19 protein-coding genes are annotated in these 23977 nt (G+C 54.8%); 5 read left to right on the forward strand and 14 right to left on the reverse strand.

From position 1 onward, the window contains the following. Nucleotide 1: 1 nt before the first annotated feature. Nucleotides 2-4888, reverse strand: coding sequence for an alpha-2-macroglobulin (locus tag VI01_RS09415; protein ID WP_045814922.1), 4887 nt, complete (start codon nucleotides 4886-4888; stop codon nucleotides 2-4). 155 nt (nucleotides 4889-5043) lie between these two features. Here VI01_RS09415 and sseA point away from each other — a divergent pair, with 155 nt between their 5' ends. Further along, the gene (gene sseA, locus VI01_RS09420; RefSeq protein WP_045814923.1) at nucleotides 5044-5886 is read left to right on the forward strand and encodes a 3-mercaptopyruvate sulfurtransferase; all 843 of its coding nucleotides are present in this window, start codon (nucleotides 5044-5046) and stop codon (nucleotides 5884-5886) included. A gap of 280 nt (nucleotides 5887-6166) precedes the next feature. On the opposite strand, the gene sseB is transcribed toward sseA, so the two are convergent. From sseB to trmJ, 5 genes are all read right to left on the reverse strand, one after another. Continuing rightward, nucleotides 6167-6934, reverse strand: coding sequence for an enhanced serine sensitivity protein SseB (gene sseB / locus VI01_RS09425; protein ID WP_045814924.1), 768 nt, complete (start codon nucleotides 6932-6934; stop codon nucleotides 6167-6169). 123 nt (nucleotides 6935-7057) lie between these two features. After that, a complete protein-coding gene (pepB, locus tag VI01_RS09430; RefSeq protein WP_045814925.1) occupies nucleotides 7058-8344 on the reverse strand; it encodes an aminopeptidase PepB in 1287 nt (428 codons plus the stop codon). A 63-nt stretch (nucleotides 8345-8407) separates the two neighbouring features. Continuing rightward, nucleotides 8408-9577: an IscS subfamily cysteine desulfurase gene (locus tag VI01_RS09435; protein ID WP_045814926.1), complete on the reverse strand. Its 1170-nt coding sequence runs from the start codon at nucleotides 9575-9577 to the stop codon at nucleotides 8408-8410. Between the two features lie 202 nt (nucleotides 9578-9779). Continuing rightward, nucleotides 9780-10277: a Fe-S cluster assembly transcriptional regulator IscR gene (iscR, locus tag VI01_RS09440; RefSeq protein WP_038645393.1), complete on the reverse strand. Its 498-nt coding sequence runs from the start codon at nucleotides 10275-10277 to the stop codon at nucleotides 9780-9782. 135 nt (nucleotides 10278-10412) lie between these two features. Beyond that, on the reverse strand, nucleotides 10413-11156 hold the full coding sequence (gene trmJ / locus VI01_RS09445) for a tRNA (cytosine(32)/uridine(32)-2'-O)-methyltransferase TrmJ (protein ID WP_038649961.1): 744 nt from the start codon (nucleotides 11154-11156) through the stop codon (nucleotides 10413-10415). Nucleotides 11157-11277: 121 nt separating this feature from the next. Here trmJ and suhB point away from each other — a divergent pair, with 121 nt between their 5' ends. Beyond that, nucleotides 11278-12081: an inositol-1-monophosphatase gene (gene suhB / locus VI01_RS09450; protein ID WP_034825653.1), complete on the forward strand. Its 804-nt coding sequence runs from the start codon at nucleotides 11278-11280 to the stop codon at nucleotides 12079-12081. A 41-nt stretch (nucleotides 12082-12122) separates the two neighbouring features. Here the strand turns inward: suhB and VI01_RS09455 are convergent, their stop codons facing one another. After that, nucleotides 12123-13106, reverse strand: a complete 984-nt coding sequence (locus VI01_RS09455; RefSeq protein WP_045814927.1) for a nickel/cobalt transporter — start codon at nucleotides 13104-13106, stop codon at nucleotides 12123-12125. Further along, nucleotides 13097-13723 carry a DUF1007 family protein gene (locus VI01_RS09460; RefSeq protein WP_038645388.1) on the reverse strand — a complete coding sequence of 209 codons (627 nt, stop codon included), beginning with the start codon at nucleotides 13721-13723 and terminating at the stop codon, nucleotides 13097-13099. The genes VI01_RS09455 and VI01_RS09460 overlap by 10 nt, the downstream gene beginning before the upstream one ends. Before the next feature lie 156 nt (nucleotides 13724-13879). Between VI01_RS09460 and csiE the strand changes: the two genes are divergently transcribed. Beyond that, on the forward strand, nucleotides 13880-15148 hold the full coding sequence (csiE, locus tag VI01_RS09465; RefSeq protein ID WP_045814928.1) for a stationary phase inducible protein CsiE: 1269 nt from the start codon (nucleotides 13880-13882) through the stop codon (nucleotides 15146-15148). Here the strand turns inward: csiE and VI01_RS09470 are convergent. Both VI01_RS09470 and glyA read right to left on the reverse strand, forming a co-directional pair. Beyond that, entirely contained in the window at nucleotides 15145-16281 is a 1137-nt protein-coding gene (locus tag VI01_RS09470; protein ID WP_045814936.1) for a 3-phenylpropionate MFS transporter, read from the reverse strand. The two genes, csiE and VI01_RS09470, sit on opposite strands and share 4 nt — an antisense overlap. A 293-nt stretch (nucleotides 16282-16574) precedes the next feature. Further along, nucleotides 16575-17828 carry a serine hydroxymethyltransferase gene (gene glyA / locus VI01_RS09475; RefSeq protein ID WP_045814929.1) on the reverse strand — a complete coding sequence of 418 codons (1254 nt, stop codon included), beginning with the start codon at nucleotides 17826-17828 and terminating at the stop codon, nucleotides 16575-16577. Nucleotides 17829-18166: 338 nt separating this feature from the next. Between glyA and hmpA the strand changes: the two genes are divergently transcribed. Beyond that, entirely contained in the window at nucleotides 18167-19351 is a 1185-nt protein-coding gene (gene hmpA / locus VI01_RS09480) for an NO-inducible flavohemoprotein (protein WP_045814930.1), read from the forward strand. 50 nt (nucleotides 19352-19401) lie between these two features. On the opposite strand, the gene glnB is transcribed toward hmpA, so the two are convergent. The 4 genes from glnB to VI01_RS09500 form a co-directional block, all read right to left on the reverse strand. Beyond that, a complete protein-coding gene (glnB, locus tag VI01_RS09485) occupies nucleotides 19402-19740 on the reverse strand; it encodes a nitrogen regulatory protein P-II (RefSeq protein ID WP_034825643.1) in 339 nt (112 codons plus the stop codon). A gap of 205 nt (nucleotides 19741-19945) precedes the next feature. Then, nucleotides 19946-21277: a two-component system response regulator GlrR gene (glrR, locus tag VI01_RS09490; RefSeq protein ID WP_038645380.1), complete on the reverse strand. Its 1332-nt coding sequence runs from the start codon at nucleotides 21275-21277 to the stop codon at nucleotides 19946-19948. Between the two features lie 2 nt (nucleotides 21278-21279). Next, entirely contained in the window at nucleotides 21280-21951 is a 672-nt protein-coding gene (gene qseG / locus VI01_RS09495) for a two-component system QseEF-associated lipoprotein QseG (RefSeq protein ID WP_045814931.1), read from the reverse strand. 3 nt (nucleotides 21952-21954) lie between these two features. Further along, the gene (locus VI01_RS09500; protein WP_045814932.1) at nucleotides 21955-23382 is read right to left on the reverse strand and encodes a HAMP domain-containing sensor histidine kinase; all 1428 of its coding nucleotides are present in this window, start codon (nucleotides 23380-23382) and stop codon (nucleotides 21955-21957) included. A 158-nt stretch (nucleotides 23383-23540) separates the two neighbouring features. Here VI01_RS09500 and VI01_RS25580 point away from each other — a divergent pair, with 158 nt between their 5' ends. Then, nucleotides 23541-23810, forward strand: a complete 270-nt coding sequence (locus tag VI01_RS25580; protein WP_045814933.1) for a hypothetical protein — start codon at nucleotides 23541-23543, stop codon at nucleotides 23808-23810. Nucleotides 23811-23977: the final 167 nt, after the last annotated feature.

Here is a 23977-nt window from a genome sequence, read left to right on the forward strand (position 1 = left end):
CTTAGCGCACATTTAATTTTTCCGGCGTGGTGCCAATCGCGCGCCACTCTGGCACATACATTGACTCAACCTGCGGTGGCGGCAGGCGATAGCTGCCCGGCGTCACGGCTCGCGCCAGATACAGCAGCGTGCCCGGCGTGTAGCCATCCAGCGCCAGTGCGGCGACAAAGCGATCATCGCGGAACTCGATGTGTTTGATGTTGGCCTGCTGCATATCCATCATGCTCTCCTTCAGCGCATCAGCACTGTCGCCCAGGCTGGCGCTGCTGTCGCTCAGGTTCTGGTTTTCCAGTTCCAGCCCCGCAGGCAGTAAATCCACCACCAGCGCATCACTGACCCGCTCGCTGGCCGCCACTTTCAATCGCACCACCAGCAATTCACCACTTTTCAGGTTGGTGAGGTCGGCAGGCTTACCGTCCAGGGTGAAATACTCACGGGTGATCTTCAGCACGTTGCTGATCGGCGACGGTGCCGTTTGCGGATAGCCTACGACATTGAGCGTGCCGTACAGCGGTGAGGCATTGTCGCTCTTCACCAACAAGCCCTGTCGCAGCTGATCTTCGCTGATGCCCATATTGAGCGTCTGATTGCTGCTCAGCGGCTCGCCTCTTCCCTGAAGCGTGGCCTGCCATTGTTCACCTTTGTGCTGCTGCAAGGTACGTGCAGCGAGGAACAGCGCATTGTTTTCCTGGGTGGAGAACCAGCGCTGGCCATGTACCGCTTTTGCCAAATCAATCAACAGCGGCCCCTGCATATCGGGCAGTAACTGATTTTCTGTGAGGAGTGCGAGAATCAGCGCACGGTCACGCACCGGGCTGCCGTAATCGCCTAACCAGTTGTTGGGTTTGCGCTCAAGCCCGATGCCCTGCGCCAGCGCTGACTGCGCACGCTGCTGATCGCCCATGAGCTTCAGCGCCACTCCCAACTGCACCAGCGCCAGGCCAGACTTCGCCTGCTCACGCTTTTCATACAGCGCACGCAAAGCACCGAGCGGCGCCTGCTGCTGACGTGCCAAAACCAGACCCGCATAAGCCTGCACACTGAAGCGCAATCCATCAGCATCGCTGCTCCAGCTGGTTTCGATTTGCGCCGGATCTTGCAGATAACGTAGCAAGCGCTCATCGGCACGGCCGATCACCCCTTCCGGCACGCTGTAACCGGCTTCGCTGGCACGCAGCAGGAAATCGGTGACGTAAGCTGTCAGCCAGAACTCTTCCTGACTCTCTTTACTCCACAAACCAAAGCTGCCATTGCCGAGCTGCATACCCGCCAGGCGCGCAATACCCGTGGCAATCGATGCCCGGCGAGCCTCATCGGTGCTGGTTTTGATACCCAGCGCATCCAGCTGCGCTTTGTTGGTGAACACCGATGGCCAGATGCCACTGGCGGTCTGCTCCAGACAGCCATAGGGATAGGCATACAGCTGACTGATAAAGCTGGCGATATTCAGAGGTGGACGATTACTCAGCGACAACTGTCCCGTCAGCGTATCCTTTTGCAGGCCGTTAAAGGCACTTGCCACCACCTGCCAGCTTTGGCCAGTTTGCATCACGTTGTCGAAACTCAGGGTTTGGGCCGGATAAGCCGGACGCACGCCAATGGTCCATTTACGCTCGCTCGACGCCAGCGTCTCACCCGGCAGACTCATACCTGAGACCTTGACCTGCACTGCCCCCTCACCAAAGGCGCCCTGCGCTTTAACCGGGATTGGCAAGGTCGTGCGTGCGCCCTTCGCCAGTTGCACGCTGGAGGTGACTGTGCCGTTCAGGGCTATCAGCCCCTGTGTGGTCACATCGACTTTTAACGTCTGCGGTTGATCGGTCAGGTTGGTGAGATCCAGCGCCAGCGTCGACTGGTCACCGCTGGCCATAAAGCGCGGCGTCGCCAGTTCACTGATGAGCGGCGCGGCCACGACCATTTTGCGTTCTGCTGAGCCGAAGCTGTCTGCACTCCACACTTGCGCCATCAAGCGTAACTCGCCATTAAAGGCCGGAATGGGGAGTTCGATCGTGCCTTCACCGTTGGCATCCAGCGTGACTGGCTGCAATTGTTGTGCAACGATCTGCACATCGGTGACCGGCTTTTTACCGCCGCGTGACAATGCATCGGCATCGTCGCCATCACCACCGAAACGCAGTGCCGCCAGCTTGCCGCCGCCTTCGATCAACTGACCATACACATCATATTGATCGGCGTTGTAACGCTTACGGCCAAAAAAGGCGTCCCACGGATCCGGCGTTGGGTAATCAGTGATGCTCAATACGCCACTGTCCACCGCTGACAGCAAGACCTGAACCTGCTTAGGCAACTCGCCGCCTTCACGGCTGGCTTTCACCTTCACTTTTATCGTCTGCTCAGGGCGGATTTTTTCAGGCGCATCCATCGCCAGATTGAGACGTCGCGCTTCGGTCGCCATCGGCAAATGCAGCAGCCCCACCGCCCTTTTCGGCGTGGTGCCGTTGGCTTTATCGCCGTCACGCACCACGATGGCGCTGAGATAGAGATCGTGACGCTTCCAGCTCTCATTAATCGGTACATCAATGGTCGTGCCACCGGCAGGAACATCCAGTGGCTGCCACCACAGCGTGCCGCTGCTGGACTCCACCATCAGATAGCCTTTACCCGCAGCCGGTGATTCCACCTGTACTTTTGCAGTATCACCCGGTTGGTAGGCGCTTTTATCAATTTTCAGTTTGACCTGATCGGGACGTAACGCACCGGTGCCATCAGTGTTGTCCTGCCACCAGTAACCCGCATTAAAGCGCACGCTGCTAATGATATTCTCACCCGCATGCACTTCCAGACGATAAGTACCCCACTCCACCGGGAAGCTGATTTTCTGGCTGCCCCCCGCCGCAATGTTGATCCGCTGCTCATCTTCCTGCAGATCCTTTTGGTCATAGCGTGACTGCCAACCTTCGCTGTCCGAGAAGCTCCAGTAATAGTCACGACGTTCGTGAATCAGACGCACATCCAGATCCTGTGCAGCCAGCTTCTCACCTTGCGGGTTGGCATACACCACATCGAACTCCGCGAGACCGTTCTCCGGTACGGTGGGTTCGTCACGATAACGATCGGTGCGATAGTCATACACCGATTCGCTATTGAACAGCGGACGAATCCCCGGCAGCGCGGGCGCGGGCCAGATCGATTGGGTCGCGCGGCGTGTCACCGGACGGCCCCCCGTTTCCAGCAGGCTGGCTTGCAGGATGAGGTTGAGCGGCGAGTGACTTTCTGCCCAGCTGCTTTCCACGTTTAACTGCAGTTTGCCGCTCTCATCCAGCTTGTCATCAACGTCATCGAGACTGCGTTTTAGTTCTTCAGTGATATCGCCAAATTGATAGCCGGGCAGCGCTGCCACGGCTTCACGCGCCGGGCGCAGGAACAGCTGCCCTTGCAACTCATTGCCGGCGGCCGGTGCGCCATACAGATAACGACCCTCAACATCAAAGGTCACTGCTGCATCTGGTTTCACGGGCTGTGCGCTGTTGCTTAGTGCCAGCGCCATGCGTTCAGGCAGAAAATCTTCTACGTGGAACGACCAGCTGCGCGGCTGGTTATCACCGCTGTTGATGCGCAGCGTCCATTCACCGGTCATGGCTGAAGCCGGAAGAGCAAAGCGCTGCTGGTATACCCCATTTTCTGGCTGCCATACGAAGGTCTGGGTGACTTCACCATTGGGTTGCACCACTTCGGCTTTGACCGGCTGTGGCGGCAACGGCTTGCCATCGGCATCACGCAGCAGCGCATTAACGATGACCGTTTCACCAGGGCGATAGAGATCGCGCGGACCGAACAGGAAGAACTGTTTATCGTAGCCCTGCGGACCATCAATCGGGAATTCGGCCAGATCCAGCGCCGGGCGATTGAGATCGATCAGCGAGGTTTGCCCTTTCTGCGTTGCCAGCAACAGTTTGCCTTTGGCGTTAGCTGGCAGGCGCAGATGGCCATTGCTATCACTGGCGCCACTCGCCAGCTGCTGGCCTTTATCGTCCAGCAGTCGCACGTTAACATCTTCCAGCGGTGCGCCATTGGCGAGACTTTGCGTAAAGAGTTCCAGTTGATCCGGAAAGCTGTGCAGTGATAAACCAATGTCACTGAGCGTGAACAGGGTTGCCGGTTGAGTGTAGTTATAAGTGCCGGCCTGTTTCATCACCGCCAGATAAACACCAGGCTGTTTAAGCGCATCAACGTCGCCGAGCGGCAACTGCATCTTCTCACGCGTGTTGCGGCCCGGATTGAGATCAAAACGTCCGCTGTAGACCAGATCGGCATTTTTTAGCAGGTCGCGTGATTCCCAGTACGACAGATTATTGCCGTAATTCCACTGGGCGAGAAAATCGGCCAGGGCGGCACTTTTTACCCGGAAAAAATCAACATCAATGTTGTTCACATTAAGCGCCAGCACCGGCAATCCCTGCGTCAGGCGCAGCGGCAGCAGCGATCCGCGGCTGGCGAAGCCCACCATCGGCTGGATATCGCGGGTGGTAAGTGTCTGGCTGAAAGGGCTGCCTAAGGTGCGACCATCGGCGGCTTTCAGGTCTGAATCAATTGAGATGGTCAGCTTGCGCGCAGGTTCAGGATGACGGAAGCGCAGCGCCTTGCCGTTTTGCGCCAGCTCCCAACCGCCATCCACTTTGCCGCTTTTTTCATCGCTGATGTGGATCAGCGCGTTGAGGTCCTGCTTGTTATCGATAGCGGTGTTGAAGGTCAACACTAACGCCGCAGCGCCATCCAGTTGCAACTCTGAGAGGTCAATAACGGAAAGCGCTTGTGGCGCGCGTTGTACCGCTGGCGCATCAACCGCTTGCACCGGCAGCAATGTGCCGCCTAAAAGTATCCCGCCGAACAGCACGCTGAGCAGCAGTCGATCAACACGTTTTACCATGGTAAGTCCCTCACCAGCCCCAAAAGGTTAAAAGTCGTATGCTGCGCAATTTCACATCAACCTACTCACATTAGCAACGATACCCTTGAGATAGCGTTCACATTCCCGGACACTGGGTCTTTCCGTTTTCTGATGATTGAGAAGAGGTTGTTGCGATGACAGCTCCCCTGTTTGTCTCTGCCGATTGGTTAAAAGAGCATTACACCGATGAAACGTTGCAGGTTTTAGATGCGCGCATGTTGCCGCCAGGTCAGGCAGCGGTTCGCGATATTCAGGCGGAATATCTGGCAGGGCATTTACCGGATGCGCCGTTCTTCGATATCGAAGCCTTGTCCGATCACACCAGCGCATATCCACATATGATGCCGCGCCCGGAAGCTTTTGCCGTGGCGATGCGCGAACTGGGGGTCAATCAGGATAAACATCTGGTGGTGTATGACGAGGGCAATCTGTTCTCCGCGCCCCGTGCATGGTGGATGCTGCGCGCCTTTGGCTGCGTCAATGTGTCGATTCTGGCGGGCGGTTTGCAGGGCTGGAAAGCGGCAGGTTTTGAGAATGCTTCGGGCCCGGTTGATCTGCCGGAGGGCGAATTTGAAGCTAACTACGACAGTGGGCTGGTGAAGCGCCTGACCGATGTGCTGTTGATCAGCCACGAAGGCGGCGCACAAATCGTTGATGCCCGTGCCGCCAATCGCTTCAATGCTGAAGTGGATGAGCCTCGCCCCGGTCTGCTGCGCGGACACATCCCGAATAGCCTGAATATGCCGTGGAATAATCTGGTGGTAAACGGCGAACTGAAACCAGCGGCTGAACTCCGCGATTTGTTTGAAAAAGCAGGTATTAAACTGGATCAGCCCATTGTCGCCAGCTGTGGTTCGGGTGTGACGGCGGTGGTAGTGATTCTGGCGCTAACGTCGCTGGGCGTGCGTGACGTCACGCTGTATGACGGCTCATGGGGCGAATGGGGCAGCCGTGACGATTTACCGATTGAGAAGTAATGTTTAGCCAGACGATTGGGCTGCTAAGCAGAGCAAGGAAGGGCAACTAGCAAAACAAACTTTTGAGCATGGCAATCAAAAGGAGCTAGCAGAGCAAACTTCTGAGCATGGCAATCAAGGATAGCTAGCAGAGCAAACTTTTGAGCATGGCAATCAAGAGGAGCTAGCAGAGCAAACTTTTGAGCATGGCAATGAAGGTTAGCGGCGCGATTTTCGCGCGTTTCTGCAGCCGCATTTTGGCTGACAGATTCGCAAGATATCGCACCGCTACAAGCGATGTTTAAATAATCCGCTGGCTGCCTTTGAAGTCGCGCAGGAAACTCCCCCAGCGACGTTCATAAAAAGGCGTGATGTGCGCGGTAAAGAAATGGCTGACACCTTTCTCCTCGCTCACCACTTCACAGATATCAATCGGTGCATCATCTGCCAGCGTATCGGTTGCCACGCTGCCTGCCGCCTGAATGATCTCCTCGATATTGCTATCCGCTTCGATACCGATCAGCAAATTGGGTTCTTCCGTGGCGCTCTCACGAATGCTGGCAATATAAGCACGACGTACCTGTTTATACTTGGCAAATAGCTGCGTCAGTGAATCAATCATCTGTGCGGGTGGTTCAGCCACTTCAGACAGAAGCAGCGCATGGCCCCCTTCCAGTACCGTTTGCTGACTTAGCGCACTGCCCTCTTCACCGATCAAATGGGCAATCTCACCCGGTGAAAACTCTTTGCCGGCGGGCAGCTTAGGATTGAGGAATAGGCTCTCACCCAGGGTCATTTCGAACAGCGTGCGCGCGGGCAGGCGTAGGTAAGGCTGCTCTTCTTTAATCGCTTCCCCCATTGCTTCTTCTGAGGTGAAGAACGGGATAACACTGCCGCCGCCCTCTTTTTCCCAATGCTGTAATTCCACAGGTGAGGTGGCATCGAACTGCTCTGCAGGACTTTCACCTGGCACCCAAATGTCAGATTCCAGCAGCAGTTGAAAGAATTCCGGACGGTGCGCAGGCTCGGTGGCGGCCAGCTTCAGCACCTCTTCAAGACGATTGCTCATTTATCAAGTTCCAAAAAAACGGCAAGCTCATGCACGAGTTTTGCCGCTTTAGCGCTGTGTGGTCGCCACGAATGGCGACCCTGGAGAATATTGACGCAGCGTGCGCACTCATGCGCACCGGCTTTATTTCAGTAACAGATTGGCGATGGTACGCACACCCAGACCAGTTGCACCGGCTGACCATTGATCCACCGCGCTTTTACGGTAAGTCGCAGAACAGTCAATGTGCAACCAGCCCTGCTGGTACTTGCTCACAAAGTGAGAAAGGAACGCCGCCGCACTGCTGGCACCGGCTGCATGTGCCGGACTCGCGATGTTGTTCAAATCGGCAAAGTTTGAAGGCAGATGGCTGCGGTGGAATTCAGCCAGTGGCAGGCGCCAGAAGGCTTCATTTTCACCGGTTGCGCTACCCAGCAGTGATTCCGCCAGAACATCGTCAAAGGTAAACAGGGCGTGATAATCGTTGCCCAGCGCCGTTTTCGCTGCACCTGTCAGAGTTGCTGCATCGATCAGTAACTCAGGATTTTGCTCGCTGGCGTCAATCAGGCCATCGGCCAGCACCAGACGCCCTTCCGCATCAGTGTTCATCACTTCAACGGTCTTGCCGTTGCGATAGCGAATGATGTCGCCGAGACGGAACGCGTTACCGCTCACCATGTTGTCTGCACAGCACAGGAACAGCTTCACACGTTTGGTCAGGCCACGTGAAATCGCCAACGCCAGCGCGCCAGTCACCGTCGCTGCACCGCCCATGTCGGATTTCATCGAATCCATAAACGCGCTCTGCTTCAGGCTGTAACCACCGGTATCAAAGGTAATGCCTTTGCCGACCAGGCAAGCGTATACCGGCGCATTTTCATCGCCGCCTGGGTTGAAGTCGAGCGCCAGCAGCACAGGTGCGCGGGTTGAACCACGGCCCACGGTGTGAATACCCGCATAACCCTGCTCGCGCAGATCTTCGCCTTTGGTGATGCGATAGCTCACTGCGTCACCGCCCACTTCGCTGATCAAATCGATCGCGCTGTGCGCCAGTTGTTCCGGGCTGAGGTCTTCCGCAGGCAGGTTGATGGTGTCACGTACCCAGTCAACGATTTTAAGACGACGATCAAATTCTGTCTGATCGTTTTCGCTTAATGCTGGCCACTCTACCTGGCGTTTGCCTTTCGGGCTGCGATAGCCTTGCCAGAATGCCCAGCATTTTTCCAAATCCCACTCTTCGCCGCTCAGTGCGACGTGGCGGATCCCCTGACCGTCCAGCTTGCGCCCTGCGCGCTGGATGCTCATCAGCGCATCGGCGCCAGTCAGGTGAAGGGTCATGCCACTTTCAGTGCTGCTCAGCAGTGCTTTTTCACCCCAGCGCGCATCGGCGGCCTGGGAGCTGAGCGTAATCGTCATCGGTTGTGTTGTCATCGCGTAGCTCCGTTTGCGTTAGGTGTCACCTTGCGCCAGAACCGGCGCAAGGGAGTGCATGAATTAGCGGGACGTGGCGGGCGTGAATGCCCGTAAACGGCTGACCGCTTTATTGACCAGCTCAATGGCGTAGTCAATTTCCTCTTCGGTGGTGAAACGCCCCAGCGAGAAGCGCAGTGAACTGTGTGCCAGTTCCTGCTCAACACCCATGGCGCGCAATACATAAGAGGGTTCGAGACTGGCCGAGGTACAGGCAGAACCCGATGACAGCGCCAGATCTTTTAGCGCCATGATCAAGGATTCACCCTCAACCTGAGCAAAACTGAGGTTCAAAATATTCGGTGCGCCCTGCTCAAGCGAACCGTTAATCTTCACATTCTCTAAGCGGCTGATACCGTGCCACAGACGTTCGCGCATAGCCGACAGACGAGCCATTTCGCTGCTCATCTCTTCACGTGCGATACGGTACGCTTCGCCCATGCCAACAATCTGATGCACCGGCAACGTACCGGAACGCATACCGCGCTCGTGTCCACCACCATGCATCTGCGCATCGATCTGCAGTTTCGGTTTACGACGCACCCACAGCGCACCAATGCCTTTTGGGCCGTACAGCTTATGCGCTGAAAACGACATCAGATCCACCGGCAGTACGGCGACATCAATCGGCAATTTACCGACACTTTGGGTGGCATCAACATGGAACAGAATGTCACGCGCACGGCACAAGGCGCCGAGCGCAGCAATATCCTGAACCACGCCGGTTTCGTTGTTCACATGCATCAGAGAAACCAGCACGGTATCGTCGCGCAGTGCAGCTTCCAGCATTGCAGGCGTAATAATGCCATCACTGCCGGGTTGCAGATAAGTGACGTCGAAACCTTCACGCTCCAGTTGCTGACAGCTATCCAGCACCGCTTTGTGCTCAGTTTGACTGGTAATGACGTGTTTGCCGCGTGCCTGATGGAATTGAGCCGCACCTTTGATGGCGAGGTTATCAGCTTCAGTGGCACCGGAAGTAAAAACGATTTCACGCGGATCGGCGTTGACCAGCTCAGCAATCTGATTGCGCGCCACATCAACGGCTTCTTCAGCCTGCCAGCCAAAACGGTGAGAACGGGAAGCGGGGTTACCGAAGGTGCCATCCAAAGTGAGGAACTGCATCATTTTGGTGGCGACACGCGGATCGGCAGGCGTTGTCGCTGCGTAATCCAGGTAAATCGGTAATTTCATTGCGCTAAAACTCCGTATAAAAAATCATACGTCTTTATAGCACGATTCAGCCCCGGCTGTGTGAACCCGTCATGCTCAAGCCGCAGGTGCGTTGGCTGCGCTAATTCACCCCAGTCACTTACTGATGAAAGCGCCTGGGGGATTCATTCGCTTGCCGCCTTCCTGCACCTCGAATCATCAAGGGTTGGGGGCTTAGACGGGATTAAGCACGCAGATTAACGTTAATGGTTTCCTGCATACGGTGCTGCTGGAAGCGACGGTTGTCGGTCATGTTCTGACGGTCAGCCACATCCAGAATTTCCTGGTTGTTCACCAGTTCAGCCAGCGTAATGTTGTTGAGGAATTCGCTGATGCGCTCACTCAGATCACGCCACAGGACGTGAGTCAGGCAGCGCTCACCACCCTGGCAGCCTTCTTTGCCCTGGCATTTGGTGGCATCAACAGATTCGTCAACCGCCGTGATCACCGCGCCAACCGCAATCGCGCCGGCATCTTTACCTAACAGATAACCACCGCCCGGACCACGAACGCTGGCCACTAAACCGTGCTTACGCAGACGTGAGAATAACTGCTCCAGATAGGAGAGCGAAATGCCCTGACGCTCAGAAATATCAGCCAGCGGCACCGGGCCCTCGTTTGAGTGCAGTGCAACGTCCAGCATAGCGGTTACGGCATAACGTCCTTTGGATGTCAGTCTCATAGCATACAACCTCGTAAGCGTCCGTCCGGGTATCGGCGGGCTATCTGATGAATTGACGCCAGTCTGCCATTCCTGAGTAAAACGGTCAACTATTTAACCAAGTAATTTACTCAACTATTTAACCAACTGTTTTACTCAACTATTACCCTTATCACCTTTAGGCTTTTGGAACGAAGCCAGCATACCGCGCAGGATATTAAGTTCATCACGTTCCGGGCGCGCGCGAGTATAAAGACGACGCAGTTTGCTCATCACCTGGCTCGGGGTGCCCTCGCGAATAAAGCCGCTGTCCAGCATCATCTTTTCGATGTGCTGATAGAAGCGCTCCAGATCGTCCACTAACGGATACGGTGACTCTTCTTCTTGCGGCTGAGGATTGGCCTGTTCCTGCGCCTCCAGCCATGCCATACGCACTTCATAAGCGATGATCTGCACTGCCATCGCCAGGTTCAGCGAGCTGTATTCCGGATTCGCTTGAATGGCGACGTGATAGTGGCACTTCTGCAACTCTTCGTTGGTCAGGCCCACGCGTTCACGACCAAAGACTAAAGCCACTGGTGCCTGCTGGCCCTCTTCCACGCTTTTGATACCGCATTCACGTGAATCCAGCATCGGCCAGGGCAGCGAACGGGAACGTGCGCTGGTGCCGACAACCAGGCTACAGCCCGCAATCGCTTCGTCCAGCGTGTCCACGATTTTTGCATCGCCAATCACATCGCTGGCGCCGGCGGCAAGAGAGATCGCCTGCGAGTCAGGTTTGACCAGCGGATTGACCAGATAAAGATTGGTTAAGCCCATGGTTTTCATGGCGCGAGCGACAGAGCCCATGTTGCCAGTGTGCGAGGTTTCTACCAGTACGATTCGGATATTTTGCAGCATAATAGTGAGCGGTGAGAAAATGATGGCGCGTAGCCTAGCATAAAAGCAGGACATTTGCTGAACACCCTGATATACTCCGCGCCGTTTTCACCCGTTCTTTAACATCCAGCGAGAGATACCGATGCATCCGATGCTCAACATCGCCGTGCGCGCAGCGCGCAAGGCCGGAAATTTAATTGCCAAGAATTATGAAACCCCGGACGCTGTCGAAGCCAGCCAGAAAGGCAGCAACGACTTCGTTACCAATGTTGACCGCGACGCAGAACGTCTGATTGTCGAAGTGATTCGCAAATCCTACCCGCAGCACTCCATTATCACCGAAGAAAGCGGTGAACTGGCGGGTGACGATCAGGACATTCAATGGGTAATCGATCCGCTGGATGGCACCACCAACTTCATTAAACGTTTACCCCACTTCTCAGTCTCAATCGCAGTGCGCATCAAAGGCCGCACCGAAGTGGCTGTGGTTTACGATCCAATGCGTAACGAACTGTTCACCGCTGTACGCGGTCAGGGCGCACAGCTGAACGGCTACCGTCTGCGTGGCAGCACCGCGCGCGATCTGGATGGCACCATCCTCGCGACCGGCTTCCCGTTCAAGCTGAAGCAGCACGCGACCCCTTACATCAACATCGTCGGCAAACTGTTTACCCAGTGTGCAGATTTCCGTCGCACCGGTTCTGCTGCGCTGGATCTGGCTTACGTGGCCGCTGGCCGTGTGGACGGTTTCTTCGAGATCGGCCTGAAGCCATGGGATTTCGCCGCAGGTGAACTGCTGGTGCGCGAAGCGGGCGGCCTGGTGACAGATTTCACCGGCAACCACGGTTACATGATGTCAGGTAACATCGTTGCAGGTAACCCACGCGTTGTGAAAGCCATGCTGGCGACCATGCGTGAAGAACTGAGCGAAGCGCTGAAGCGCTAAGCACAAACAAGGCGGATATCACATCCGCCTTGTTTTCGTCGTTAAAACGGACGCAACCCGCTACTCATTATCGGCTGTGCACTTTGCCACAGTAACCACCCCGCTAACATCAGCACTACCCCACCCGTTAACGCCAGTGCAGACATAACGACTTTCGCCCGTTGCGAATCGCCGTTTGCCGCGCCCAACTTCTCGGCCAGGCGACGCGAACGCTGAACTAACAAACCCATTGCAGACACGGTCACGGCGGTACCGATGGCCATCGCAATGGCAGAAGCCACGCCCCACGCATAAACGCCAATCACCTTGGCAAACAGCAGCATCATGATGGCACCAGAACAGGGACGCATGCCCATGGATAGCACCACCAGCGCCTGAGTTTTGCCACTCACTGCCTGCTCCATCTGTTCCGCACTGGGTAAATGGGCGTGACCGCAACCGCAATGTTCATCATGCTGATGGTGCGGGCGAATGGCGCGGATCTGCATTTTTTGCGGCGCAGGACGCAATCCCTGATAAAGAGCGCGCAAAGCGCGCCAACCGACCCAGACGCCCAATGCCATTACCAGCAGGTAGCTGCCCTTCTCCAGCCAGTAACTGCCGAGATGCATCTGCCGCGATGAGGTTTGCAATACCACCAGCATCACTGTGACCAAACCAATCGCCACACCACCTTGTAAGAGTGCGGCCAATAACGTCAGTTTCATGCTGGTTTTCAGCTTCGCGGGATGCGTTGCCAGAAAGGTGCTGATGACCACTTTGCCGTGCCCTGGACCCAACGCGTGCAGCACACCATAAGCCAGACTGAAGAGCATCAAGGTCAATCCCGCCTGCTGAGGCTGTTCCGCGACTTGCTGCAGGAGTTGGGTCATCTCTCGATTCAGGATTTTCTGCCACAACACACTTTGCAGCAAAATTTGCGACCAGTGCTGCCACAAGGTAAATCCGGCAGCCAGCATCACTACGGCCAGCAACCATAGCGGCCACAAACGGCGTGATCGAGAAGGCAGTGAAATCAATGACATGTCAGGGTTACCGTTTGCGCGAATTGCTGACCAAGATCCATGTCTTCCGGCGGCGCATCGGCTTTATCCAGCGACAGCGCGTATTGCTTGAGCGAGTCATCCGGTTTTGGGGTATGCAGGTCAATCTGACAGTGTGCTTTGACGCTGTCGTCCATGGTTAATGCCTGTGGGTTATCGTAATACATATCAACAAAGTAGCTTGGGTCAAAGGTCTGAATGCGATACTGTTTTGCGCTCAACGACTGGGGTTCACCAAATGGGACGATGAATTCCAGCACCGCTTTATTGCCATTGCGCGACAAATTGTACTCCTTAGGTAAATTCAGGAACTTCACCCGCGTTTTATCCTGCCAGACTTCAGAGAAATAGTGCTGGCCCAATACATTCGCCATCACCTGAGCCGCCAGCTTTTTCCATACCACATCGCCCGGTTTCGCCTTGCCTGCATCGTAGAGCAGATCGGCCGAGGTGATTTCATCCATCGTCCACACCATTTTCATCCCCGTCAGATGATCTTTGTCGCTAACGAACTCGGTTTTCATATCGATAAAGCTGTGCGGATGTGACCAGGCCGCTGCGCTGAACAACAGCGTAAAAGTAATAAGCGCAATTTTCATGTGTTATAAAGTAACAATTCTCAAGTGAAGATTATACTGGTCCAGAAAAACTGTGACCCGCCTAAAAGCTCTGAGCAAAAGTCACGACAAAGTGCAGGGTTACCGCGTGGAGTTAGCTATTCTTAGCTCAAAAATGACCCGCGGATAATACTATTGATGAGTTCTGCACCTTCATCTGCACCACTCTTCAGCCGTGCCCAGCGTCGTTGTCATCTGCTATTGCTACTGTTTCTGCCTGCTCCCGCGCTAACGCTTGAAAAGCTCTGCCAGTTAAATGGTGTTGATCCTGCCGTTGCCCGACAGGATATCGCGGATGTCGGTGATGAGATACAGCGCTTCCATCAACTGGAGTTACACCAGATGGTGGATGGCAGCTTCCGCATACATGGGACGGAACTGGACAGGCGGCTCTGCCTGCTCCATTGGCTGCGACGCGCACTGCGCCTGTCGCAGGATTTCGTCTGCGAACATTTTGCTCCCGTGCTGCGTCAGCGCCTGAAAGTCCTCAATATCGAAAAGGCGCTGTGGGATGAAACCAATCTGCAGGCGTTAATTCAACATTGTAGTCTGCGACTGAGCCGCGATTTCACGCCGCGCGATCGCCTGTTCCTGCAAATCTTTATGAAATACGCGCTGTGCCAACGGCAAAATGCACTGTTTAATGAAAAACAGCGGGCATGGCTGGCAGCAAAAACCGAGCGTGCTGCCGCAGATGATGTGATTCATCACTGGCAGAAACGCTGCCATTTAGCGCCGGACGTTAGCGAAACCGACTTCTGGACGCTGCTGTTCAGTTTGATTCATGCGCCGGATGGGAATCAGCTTGAAGACCACCAGGCGCAGCAACTCATGTTGGCCGTAGAAGCGTTAATCGCCCGTTTTGAACAGCTGGCGCAGACACGCGTCAAAAATCAGCACGAGCTGAAATTGCAATTATTCACGCATCTGGCGCAAGCGCTGGATCGCAGTCACTTTGCCATTGGGATCGATAACAGTGTGGCATTGGACGTGGCGCGTCTTTATCCACGTTTACTGCGCACCACCGAACGCGCGCTCTACCACTTCAGCAGTGATTTCGGCACGGAATTCAGCGCGGAGGAAGTCAGTCTGGTGGCAGTGTTGTTCGGGGCCTGGCTGATGCAGGATAGCGCACTGCAGGAGAAGCAGGTACTGCTGTTGACCGGCGCGGATGCGGCAATGGAACAATTACTGGAGCAGCAAATCCGCGAGATAACGCTACTGCCCATCAACATCACTTATCAGGATATGCTGCACTTTCAGCGAGAAGGTGCACCGCGTGACGTGGCGCTGGTGATCACACCTTACGCCACATCGTTACCGCTGTTCTCCCCCCCACTGATCCATGCCGAGCTGCCGCTAAGCTATCATCAGCAGCAGCGCATTCGTCAACTGCTGGAAGCTTAAGCGGCGCGCGGACGCAGGAACAATGCAGGAAGCGCCACCAGTGCCATCACCCAGAACAGATGTCCCTGTAAATGGGTAAACAGCACGCCGCTGATCATTGTCATCACTGCAATTCCGCCCCCCATCGCCAGTGCAGAATAAAGCGATTGCAACCGAATCACCTCGGCGCCCTGACGTGCGGCTATAAAGCGCATTGCCGCCAGGTGACATACGGTGAAGCTGCCACAATGCAAAATCTGAGCAGCAATTAACAGCGGCAGTGCGGTGCTGGATCCCAGCATCACCCAGCGCACTAACGCGCAACAGCATGAAAGTAGCAACAGGTCACGGGCACTCCAACGGCGAAACAGACGATTGCTCAGCGCAAATATGACGATTTCCGCCACCACTCCCAACGACCATAGATAGCCAATCACCGATGCGGAATAGCCTGCTTCCTGCCACCAGATGGCACCGAAGCTGTAATAAGCTGCATGTGCCCCCTGCATTAGCGTCACGCATAACATAAAGCGCCAGACCGCGTTCTCCCTTAGCATATCGCGCCACGCCGCCCAACCGCCGCTTGCCCCCTGCCGCGCATCACCTTGTGGCCGGGTTTTAGGTACTAACATCATGCCGCTAAGCATTGCCAGCAAGCCCGCACTCAGCAGTGCCAGAATCGCCTGTGATGACCAGGCACTCACCAGCATCCCCGTCAGCGCAGAGCTAATCACAAACGCCAGCGAACCCCATAGCCGCACCGGGCCATAAGCCAGGCCAATTTGCTGCGTCCAGGTCGCTGCCAGCGCATCGCTGAGCGGCACCAATGGCGAGAAAAACAGGTTGAAGCCCACCATGACCAGTAGCAGCCATAACCATTGGCCACCAAACCAGAAACCTAACGCAAACAGGCACGTCATCAATGCCAGCAGCCGCAACGACAGAATCAGCTGAGAAGGATTTTTAACCTGCGAGGCGATCAGCAGGCTACCGACAAATCGCGCCACCATGCCGCAACCGAGCAGTAAGCCGATTTTTTCAGCATCCAGGCCTATGCCTTTGAGCCAGACGCTCCAGAAAGGTAAGTAGATGCCGTAACAGAAGAAGTAGGTGAAGTAGCTGAGTCCCAGCCATCTGGCCGATCCGATGGTCATTTTGCCTCCCACAGGCATGTCAGCTGCGCCCGCAGCCCATTGGGCCGCTACTTTGTCAGAGGCTTGAACAAAAGGGAAATGAAAGGTCGGGGAATCGTTTTTTCTGCGACAGGCTTCGCATCGGAAGTCATACCTCAGGCACCGTAATAACAAGGTCTGCGTGAACGCTTCATGTGCGGTGTGTGCGGTGTGTGCGGTGTGTGTGGTGTGTCAACTCTATTCAGCACGGATCGCGTGCATAAAAAAAGGATGGCCAGCGCCATCCTTTTTAATCACATCAACATGGTGCCAAATCAGGCATACACAGGCAGACGCGCACAGATATCCAGTACCTTCTGCTTGGTGCGCTCAATGGTCGCTTCGTCGTTGATGTTGTCCAGCACGTCAGCGATCCAGCCAGCCAGCTCGCGCACATCTGCTTCTTTGAAGCCACGACGTGTAACCGCTGGAGTACCAATACGCACACCGGAGGTCACAAATGGACTCTTCGGATCGTTAGGTACGCTGTTTTTGTTCACAGTGATGTTAGCACGGCCCAGCGCGGCATCAGCTTCTTTACCGGTCAGGTTTTTGCTCACCAGATCGATCAGGAACAGGTGGTTATAAGTACCGCCTGAAACGATGTTGTAGCCACGCTCCAACAGAACCTCAACCATTGCTTTGGCGTTTTTAGCCACTTGCTGCTGGTAAGATTTGAACTCTGGCTCCATTGCTTCTTTGAACGCCACCGCTTTACCCGCGATCACGTGCATCAGCGGGCCGCCCTGACCACCCGGGAATACCGCAGAGTTCAGTTTTTTGTACAGGTCTTCGTCACCGTTTTTCGCCAGAATCAGGCCACCACGTGGACCCGCCAGGGTCTTGTGGGTGGTTGAGGTCACGATGTGTGCATGTGGAACTGGGTTCGGGTACACATCAGCGGCGATCAGACCGGCAACGTGAGCCATGTCAACGAACAGGTAAGCGCCCACGCTATCTGCGATTTCGCGCATTTTTGCCCAGTCGCACACGCCAGAGTATGCAGAGAAACCACCGACGATCATTTTTGGCTTATGCGTTTTAGCCAGCTCAGCCAGTTCGTCGTAGTTGATTTTGCCGGTTTCGTCGATGCCGTAAGGGATGACGTTATACAGCTTGCCTGACAGGTTCACTGGTGAACCGTGCGTCAGGTGACCACCGTGCGCCAGGTTCATACCGAGGATGGTGTCGCCCGGCTGCAACAGCGCAGTGTAAACCGCGAAGTTAGCCTGTGAGCCAGAGTGCGGCTGTACGTTGGCAAAGTCTGCGCCAAACAGCGCTTTCGCGCGATCGATCGCCAGCTGCTCAACGATATCAACGTATTCACATCCGCCGTAGTAGCGTTTGCCCGGATACCCTTCAGCATATTTGTTGGTGAGCTGTGAACCTTGCGCCTGCATAACGCGTGGGCTGGTGTAGTTTTCAGAAGCAATCAGTTCGATGTGCTCTTCCTGACGCACCTTCTCTTGCTCCATAGCCTGCCACAACTCGGCATCATAATCGGCAATGTTCATATCACGCTTTAACATCCGGCATCTCCTGACTAGCTAACTTTTTTAACGGCAGTTTAGGCCCCGGCAAGGGGCGAAGGCCAACAGTGTAAACGGTTTTGTCAGGTGACGGTAGCGCCAATCCCCTCTTTTTACGCAAACGATTGGCACGGCGCTGGAACGGGTTTTTTACGCATTTTTGCAAGCTTGTAAATCACGATATTTGCTCATGCTGAAGGGGAATATTTTTCAGGTTTGTGGGCCAGCTTCCAGCTTCGGCACTTAACCCGCAAACAAAACGGGGGATTTACAGGCAAGATGAACGATCATAAGATGCATTTAAAATACATGTTTAAAATCACTGCGAGGCCTTCACCATGCTAGATGCACAAACTATCGCTACCGTTAAGTCTTCCCTGCCCGCTATTGCTCAGCTTGGCCCGCAACTCACTGGCCACTTCTATCAGCGTTTGTTAACGCAACACCCGGAACTGAAGAACGTTTTCAACATGAATAATCAGCGCAGCGGCAATCAGCGTGAGGCGCTGTTTAATGCCATTGTCGCCTACGGCAGTAACCTGGAGAATCTGGCAGTGCTGCTGCCGGCGGTAGAGAAGATTGCGCAGAAGCACACCAGCCTGAATATTCAGCCCGCGCAATATGCGGTAGTCGGTGAAACGTTGCTGGCCACCATCGAAGAGTTGCTCAATCCCGGCGATGACGTCTTGCAGGCATGGGGCAAAGCTTACGGCGTGCTGGCGGATGTGTTTATCCAGCGTGAAGAAGCGATTTATTGCGCCTCAGAAGAGAAAGTCGGCGGCTGGCGTGGCGCGCGTGACTTCCGTATTCGCACCATCAACACTGAAAGCTCCGTGATTAAAAGTTTTGAGCTGGTACCTAACGATGGTCAGCCCGTCGCTGATTTTCTGCCCGGACAATATCTGGCCGTTAGTCTGCGACCTGAAGGGAGCGAAAATATCCAGCATCGCCAGTATTCACTCACCCATCTACCTAACGGTAAATCCTATCGTATTGCCGTGAAGCGCGAGGAACACGGCAGCGTTTCCGGTTGGCTGCACACCCATGCGAAGGTCGGTGATATTGTGCAATGTGCGGCTCCAGCAGGTGATTTCTATCTGCAAACGACAGGAAGCGCGCCGGTCACGCTGATTTCTGCCGGTGTCGGCCAAACCCCAATGCTGGCGATGTTAGCCAGCCTGGCCGAGCAACAGCATGCAGGCGCGGTTAACTGGTTGCATGCGGCCGAATGCGGTACACAGCATGCTTTTGCGGATGAAGTGCAAGCCACAGGTGCTCGCCTGCCACATTTCGCCAGCCATATCTGGTATCGCGAGCCGGAAAGCGTGGACAGTGGCCGTTTTGATGCGCAGGGATTAATGGATCTCGCAGGCATCTCAAGCCAATTGAATCAGGCCGACCGCCAGTTCTGGCTCTGTGGCCCCCTGCCATTTATGCAGTTTGTCGCGCGGCAGCTGGTCGATGCCGGTATCAGTGCCGATCGTATCCATTATGAAGTTTTTGGCCCGCACAAAGTGCTGTAAACAAAAAAAGCCTGCATCATGCAGGCTTTTTAACAGGCTAACGAAGGGGCTTAAATCGCCTCTTCGTCCTCTTCACCGGTACGGATACGCACCACGCGCGCCACGTCGAACACAAAGATTTTGCCGTCGCCGATTTTGCCGGTCTGCGCGGTATTCATAATGGCTTCAACGCAGGTGTCGACGATGTCATCACCGACCACCATTTCGATTTTCACTTTTGGCAGAAAATCGACCATGTACTCCGCACCACGATACAGCTCAGTGTGGCCTTTCTGGCGACCAAAACCCTTCACTTCACTGACCGTCATCCCGGTGATGCCCACTTCAGCCAACGCTTCGCGCACATCATCGAGTTTGAATGGTTTAATAATTGCATCGATCTTTTTCATGACAGATCCTTTTTTCACTCCCTCCATGATGGACGGATAACAAGTAGTATATACCCGTCCTGCTTCAAGTTGCAGAGGGGTTGGCGGCTCTCTTTTCCCCAAATCGCTTGAAGAAGTAAGCTCATCGGGATGCTTTCGTTTGCCGTCTGACTGCAACTCAAATTATTTTGGGTAGTCAATGGATGAATCAATATGCCGCAGCAAGCTACTCTTTAAATTCACTGGCGTCCAGCTCATGGCGTGACAGCAGCTTATAGAATTCTGTACGGTTACGTCCAGCCAGACGCGCAGCGTTGGTGACATTTCCTTTGGTCATTTGCAGCAATTTGCGCAGATAGTTGAGCTCAAATTGATTACGTGCCTCAACAAAAGTCGGCAGCGCCGTATTTTCACCTGCTAACGCCTGCTCAACCAGCGCATCACTGATCACGGGTGATGTGCTCAGCGCGACACACTGCTCAATCACGTTGACCAGCTGCCGCACGTTGCCAGGCCAGCTGGCCCCCACTAAACGTTTCATCGCATCCACAGAGAAGCTGCGCACGAAGGGTTTATGGCGTTCGGCCGACTGGCGCAACAGATGGTTCGCTAGCAGCGGAATATCTTCTGCACGTTCATGCAGCGCCGGAATCTTCAGATTCACCACATTGAGACGATAGTAGAGATCCTCGCGGAAACTCTTTTTCTCCATCGCTTTGGGCAGATCGCGATGCGTGGCCGAGATGATGCGCACGTTGATATCGACATCCCGATTACTGCCAAGCGGACGCACTTTTCGCTCCTGCAAGACGCGCAGTAGTTTGACCTGCAACGCCTGTGGCATATCACCAATTTCATCAAGAAACAGCGTGCCACTCTCCGCCGCCTGGAACAGCCCTTCACGCGCACTCACGGCACCGGTGAAAGCCCCTTTGGCGTGACCAAACAGCTCAGACTCCAGCAATTGCTCCGGTAGCGCACCACAGTTAATGGCAATAAACGGCTTGTTTGCACGTGGGCTGGCGGCGTGAATCGCCTGAGCCAGCACCTCTTTGCCGGTACCGCTCTGGCCGTTAATCAACACGCTAACGTCGGATTGCGCCACCATGTGCGCCTGATCCAGCAAACGCAGCATCAATGGATTGCGCGTTACCACGGCCTCACGCCAGGTGTCATCGCTGACCGGCGCGCGCTGTGCCAGCGCTTCATCAATGGCTTTGTACAGCGCGTCACGATCCACTGGCTTCGTCAGGAAACTGAACACCCCCTGCTGCGTAGCGGAAACCGCTTCGGGGATTGAGCCGTGCGCCGTAAGAATGATCACCGGTAAACCTGCATGGCGCTTCTGGATTTCGCCAAATAACGCCAGTCCATCCATTTCATCCATACGCAGGTCGCTGATCACCAGATCAACTTTCTCTTTCTGCAACTGGCGCAGCGCATCCGGGCCACTTGCGGCGGTGGTCACCTGATAGCCTTCACTGCTTAAGCGCATGCCAAGCAGTTTAAGCAGGCCGGGATCGTCATCCACCAGCAGTAAACGTGCAGACTGTTTCATGGTCACTGATCCTCACTTTGTGCATCACTGGCACCGTGCGATGTATCGCTGCTGTCCGCCGGTTTACGGGACGACAACTGACGTTCGATGTCAGTTAAGCGCTCAAGCTTACGCTGAGTCTCCTCCAGTGATTGACGCAGTTTGGTTTGCTGCTGGCGCAGGCTGTCCAGCTCAGTATCGTGGCTTTGCTGGAGTGCAGCATAGCGGCTGCGTTCACCGCTTAACGCCAACTGCGCCGCCTGATTGCTACGCCACAACATCAATAACGGGCGCACGGAGGCTGGATAGGAAGCGCTGTAACCGTCTAGCGTATCGACGAACTGGCGGCGCTCAAAGGGCGTCACATTGCCATTTGCCAGCAGAATGCCTTGTTTAAAAGCACGCGCCCAGCCTTGTACTGGCCAGCGTCGTGCCTCAGCCCGCGCTTCCGCTGGGGATAAACGCTCACCACAGTCGATAGCACGCTGCCAGTAAAGGGGGTTGCTCATTGCTGCTGGCGTTTCAATCTTCCACACATTTTGACAATCGGTGGCCAGATAATCAGGCAACCGCACTTCTGGCTCAGGAAGATTGGTGCCATCGTGTAACGCGCTGCCCGTGGACGGTGTCTGGCAGGCACTCAAGCCAAATGCCACCAACGCGCAGCTAAAAAGTTTAATCAGGGTGTGTTTCATTAATCAGGCATTCCCGGCGCTGGTCGTCAAAATGATTCGAAAACAGACATCCGCATCCTTGCGCGTTACCAATTGCAAATCACCCTGCATCCTGCGCAGGCAATCTTTGGCGATGCTTAACCCCAGCCCGCTGCCTTTAACCGGCCCTTTGCGCTGCTGGCTGCCCTGAAAAAAGGGCTCAAAAATCATCGCCTGCTCTTCAGCCGGAATTGGTGTGCCGGTGTTCGCCACCTCAATCCACACCTGGTTGCCTTTCTGTTGGCTCTGCAGCCAGATGTTACCGGATTCGCTGCCGTAGTTCACGGCGTTCGAATAGAGGTTATCGATGACCCTTTGCAGTAATGTTGCCTCTGCCAGACAGTGCGCCACCTGAAGATCAACATGGGTGGTGATCTGACGCGCACCGGCGGGCAATGAATGGATTTTAACGACCGCATCAACGATGTCATTGATTGCGACCGGCTCCAGCGCCATGGGGCCATCCGCCAGTTTGCGGTTGTAATCCAAAAGTTGTTCGATGAGACGCTGCAAATGGCGGCTGCTGGTGTCAAGGATCGCCACCACTTCCTGCTGTTCCGCATTGAGCGGCCCAGCCACCTGATCGGCCAATAATTCCGTGCCCTCTCGTAAGCTGGCAAGCGGGGTTTTCAGTTCGTGTGAGAGATGACGCAGAAACTCATGTCGCTGCTCTTCCAGCCAGCTTAAGCGCTCGCTCAGCCACACGATGCGCTGACCGAGTGAACGGATTTCACGAGGGCCGCGAAAACTCACGCTGTCGCCGAGCGCTTTGCCTTGCCCAAGTCGGTTAATCATCCGTTCTACGCGTTTTACCGGGCCGATAATCATGCCGGTAAACAGCAGCACCAGCGCCAGACTAATCAGAAACAGAATCAGCGCCTGCCAGCCGAAGAACTGACCGCGGTCGGCGATTTCGCGCTGGAGCTGCAAGCCACGCGAAAACACCACTTCACGCGTCTCCTGCACCATTTGCGCATTGGCATCAGAAAAATGTTCGAGGGCCGTGGCGGCTTTTGCCACTGGGTTACCGTTGTCACACTGCACACTGGCGAGCTGCGGCAAAGTTTCCTGCAGCGCTTTGAATGATGGAAGCTCTGGCAGGCTATCCGCATGGCTGGTGAGCATCTGGCCATAACGCGTCCACTGCGTTTGATAAAGCTTTTGCAAGGTGGCATCACCCAATACGCAATATTGACGATAACTGCGTTCCAGTTCGAGCGCAGTACGCGCCATCGCTTCGCTGCGGCGTACGTCGGTAAAGGTATTGCGATTGGTATCTGCAGCCTGATTACTGAGCGCAGACAAACTTTCCCAGGCTTGCCACGCCAGCACCAGCAATGGTAGCAGGACCAGCAAAAAAGCCATCAAGACTAACTGCCGCAGGGATCGGGGAAACAGACGCCATCTCTTCACTACCGCGCATCCTTCAATGTGAGCTGCTGGCATGCTAACGAAGTATTAATAGGGAAGAAAGTACAGAAAGGAAAACGGCAGCCCTTTTGGGCTGCCGTGAGAGCGACGCCTCAGCATCGCTTGCAAAATAGGTGGAGCCTAACTCAACGTTGCGTCCGATGCTTGATAACGTTGCAAAGCAAGCGATTATCGGTTGGGTGGACGGCAGGCTCCGTTTGGTGCGTCATTCGAATTTTATGAGCTCAACCGCAGTGCGGGGCAATCATAGACAGGAGAATGAGCAACGCTGTGAGTATAGCAACTATCGTGCCAGAAATGAAATAGCATTGATTATCAGAGAAATGCGAGGTGTGACGCACTATTTTATGAAAAAGCGGACCGGCTGGTCTGACGAAAGTGTCGCTGATCAGCAACGAGTTAAAGGATGAAAAATTGAGTCAAAATAAATCAATAAGTTAAATGTCACCATTTAGCGACATCTTACTTTCGTGTTTGTCGCCAATTTCCGACAGTTTTGTAAGCCAGCCAAAGTCAGTCATGGCGTAATGGAGTGAATGAGTGAATGAGTGAATGAGTGAGTGAGTGAGTGAGTGAG

It is taken from the genome of Pantoea sp. SM3, from assembly GCF_000963995.1.
GTDB lineage: Bacteria > Pseudomonadota > Gammaproteobacteria > Enterobacterales > Enterobacteriaceae > Pantoea > Pantoea rwandensis_B.

Excerpts from the sequence above, each read along its gene's own strand:
- sseB (WP_045814924.1), bottom strand. The coding sequence starts at position 6,934 with ATGAGCAATCGTCTTGAAGAGGTGCTGAAGCTGGCCGCCACCGAGCCT.
- VI01_RS09415 (WP_045814922.1), bottom strand. The coding sequence starts at position 4,888 with ATGGTAAAACGTGTTGATCGACTGCTGCTCAGCGTGCTGTTCGGCGGG.
- suhB (WP_034825653.1), top strand. The coding sequence starts at position 11,278 with ATGCATCCGATGCTCAACATCGCCGTGCGCGCAGCGCGCAAGGCCGGA.
- VI01_RS09470 (WP_045814936.1), bottom strand. The coding sequence starts at position 16,281 with ATGACCATCGGATCGGCCAGATGGCTGGGACTCAGCTACTTCACCTAC.
- iscR (WP_038645393.1), bottom strand. The coding sequence starts at position 10,277 with ATGAGACTGACATCCAAAGGACGTTATGCCGTAACCGCTATGCTGGAC.
- qseG (WP_045814931.1), bottom strand. The coding sequence starts at position 21,951 with ATGAAACACACCCTGATTAAACTTTTTAGCTGCGCGTTGGTGGCATTT.
- pepB (WP_045814925.1), bottom strand. The coding sequence starts at position 8,344 with ATGACAACACAACCGATGACGATTACGCTCAGCTCCCAGGCCGCCGAT.
- sseA (WP_045814923.1), top strand. The coding sequence starts at position 5,044 with ATGACAGCTCCCCTGTTTGTCTCTGCCGATTGGTTAAAAGAGCATTAC.
- VI01_RS25580 (WP_045814933.1), top strand. The coding sequence starts at position 23,541 with ATGCTTGATAACGTTGCAAAGCAAGCGATTATCGGTTGGGTGGACGGC.
- VI01_RS09435 (WP_045814926.1), bottom strand. The coding sequence starts at position 9,577 with ATGAAATTACCGATTTACCTGGATTACGCAGCGACAACGCCTGCCGAT.
- VI01_RS09455 (WP_045814927.1), bottom strand. The coding sequence starts at position 13,106 with ATGTCATTGATTTCACTGCCTTCTCGATCACGCCGTTTGTGGCCGCTA.
- hmpA (WP_045814930.1), top strand. The coding sequence starts at position 18,167 with ATGCTAGATGCACAAACTATCGCTACCGTTAAGTCTTCCCTGCCCGCT.
- glyA (WP_045814929.1), bottom strand. The coding sequence starts at position 17,828 with ATGTTAAAGCGTGATATGAACATTGCCGATTATGATGCCGAGTTGTGG.
- VI01_RS09460 (WP_038645388.1), bottom strand. The coding sequence starts at position 13,723 with ATGAAAATTGCGCTTATTACTTTTACGCTGTTGTTCAGCGCAGCGGCC.
- csiE (WP_045814928.1), top strand. The coding sequence starts at position 13,880 with ATGAGTTCTGCACCTTCATCTGCACCACTCTTCAGCCGTGCCCAGCGT.
- trmJ (WP_038649961.1), bottom strand. The coding sequence starts at position 11,156 with ATGCTGCAAAATATCCGAATCGTACTGGTAGAAACCTCGCACACTGGC.
- glnB (WP_034825643.1), bottom strand. The coding sequence starts at position 19,740 with ATGAAAAAGATCGATGCAATTATTAAACCATTCAAACTCGATGATGTG.
- glrR (WP_038645380.1), bottom strand. The coding sequence starts at position 21,277 with ATGAAACAGTCTGCACGTTTACTGCTGGTGGATGACGATCCCGGCCTG.